The sequence below is a fragment of the Actinomycetospora sp. genome (assembly GCF_055612215.1).
This window is the reverse complement of record NZ_JBVPVA010000670.1, coordinates 1-1,618: the sequence shown is the minus strand read 5'-3', so window position 1 is coordinate 1,618 and position 1,618 is coordinate 1. Positions and strand designations below refer to the sequence as shown.

Genomic DNA, 1,618 nt, shown 5'->3' with positions numbered 1-1,618 from the left:
CGACGACGACGGGCGCGCGGCCGGGGAGCGGGCGGCGGCGGACGGCCTGCTGTCCGGACCGGCCTGGCGGGACGGGCGCGCGGTGCTGACCCGGCGCGGGCGGTTGCTCGCCGACGGGGTCGCGATCTCGCTGACGGGGGCCTGAGCGGGTCGACGGGTCAGCCGGGGCCGAGGACGGCCCGGAGCAGGCCGGGGAAGCGGCCGTCGACGTCGTCGCGGCGGGCGCTGATGGTGCGCGTGCGACCGTCGACGACCGTGCGGGTCAGGCCGGCCTCGCGCAGCGTCCGGAAGTGGTGCGACACCGTCGGGGCCGTGAGGCCGAGCGTTTCGCACCAGGTGCTCGCGCTGCAGTCGAACGGCTCCGGCCCCTCGACCATCCTCTTCATGATCGCGCGACGGGCCGGATCGACCAGCGCGGTGAGGATCGCGGTCATGTCCAGCTCCTCGACCGGGGGCTCCGGCAGCGTCCGGGGCATCCACCCTCCTCAGACTTTGACGAGCGTCGAAGTCCACCGTAGCGTTCCGGGTCGTACTTCGACGCTCGTCGAAGCCCGAAGCGGGGATGGTGCAGGAAGCCTGCGGGCTGACCGGTTGGCCGTCCGATGACCGGCGTGCTCGTCACCGGCGGCACGGGCAAGACCGGGAGGGCGCTGGTCGAGGACCTGCGCGCCCGCGACGTCCCCGTCCGGATCGGTAGCCGTCACCCGGAGCCGGGGGACCCCGACGCGGTCCGTTTCGACTGGGACGACGGGTCCACCCACGCGGCCGCGCTGCGTGGGACGGATCGGGTCTACCTGGTGGCGCCGCCGTCGGCGATCGATCCGATGCCCGTGGTCGGCCCCTTCCTCGCGGAGGCCGAACGGTCGGGTGTGCGCCGGGTCGTCCTGCTCGGCTCGGCCATCGAGTTCCCGGGTGCGCCGGGCCGGGTCGAGCTCGAGGACCACGTGCGCCGGCGGCGGGACTGGGTGGTGCTTCGCCCGTCCGGGTTCATGCAGAACTTCCTGCCCCCGCACCCGACGGGGACCGGCATCCGACGACGTGGGGAAATCTGGACCTCGGCCCCGTCCGGCCGCGTCGGATGGATCGACGCCGGCGACGTCGCCGCATCGGCGGGCGCGGTGCTGGGTGATCCCGGGCGCGCGTTCGACGACGACTACGTGCTGACCGGTCCCGAGGCGCTCAGCTACGTGGGCGCGGCCGCGATCGTCGCGGTGGCGACCGGGCGACCGGTCCGGGTCGTCGATCTCGACGTCGCCGGGGTGGCGGCCCGCTTCCGGGACGCGGGCCTGCCGGCGTCGTTCGCGGACAGCCTGGCCGCCGCCGAGATCGGCGTGGCGGAGGGTCGCGGCGAGGGGCTCACCGACGCGGTGCGCGACCTCACCGGGCGCCCGCCCCGGCCGTTCGCCGACTTCGTCCGCGAGCACGTCGGCGCGTGGTCCACGCCGAGCGGGAACGACGGTCCGTCGGACCGGACCGGTCAGCGCGAGAGGCCGAACGACATGTAGCGGTGACCGCGCAGCGCCATGCCCAGCAGGGTGCCGCCGACGGCGAGCAGGATCAGCCCGATCACCCCGTGCCCCAGCACCAGCGCCGTGAGGGCGCCGGCGAAGACGGTCTC

2 protein-coding genes are annotated in these 1,618 nt (G+C 75.1%); one reads left to right on the top strand and one right to left on the bottom strand.

Annotated elements, in window-relative coordinates; translation table 11 throughout:
* Nucleotides 1-158: 158 nt before the first annotated feature.
* Complete coding sequence (locus AC0CYZ_RS18380) at nt 159-476, bottom strand: ArsR/SmtB family transcription factor (RefSeq protein ID WP_472217912.1); 318 nt, start codon at nt 474-476, stop codon at nt 159-161.
* Between the two features lie 126 nt (nt 477-602).
* Between AC0CYZ_RS18380 and AC0CYZ_RS18375 the strand changes: the two genes are divergently transcribed.
* Nucleotides 603-1,505, top strand: a complete 903-nt coding sequence (locus AC0CYZ_RS18375; protein WP_472217910.1) for an NAD(P)H-binding protein — start codon at nt 603-605, stop codon at nt 1,503-1,505.
* Nucleotides 1,506-1,618 lie beyond the last annotated feature (113 nt).

Coding starts and splice junctions, on each gene's coding strand:
- AC0CYZ_RS18375 (WP_472217910.1), top strand. CDS start 603: ATGACCGGCGTGCTCGTCACCGGCGGCACGGGCAAGACCGGGAGGGCG.
- AC0CYZ_RS18380 (WP_472217912.1), bottom strand. CDS start 476: ATGCCCCGGACGCTGCCGGAGCCCCCGGTCGAGGAGCTGGACATGACC.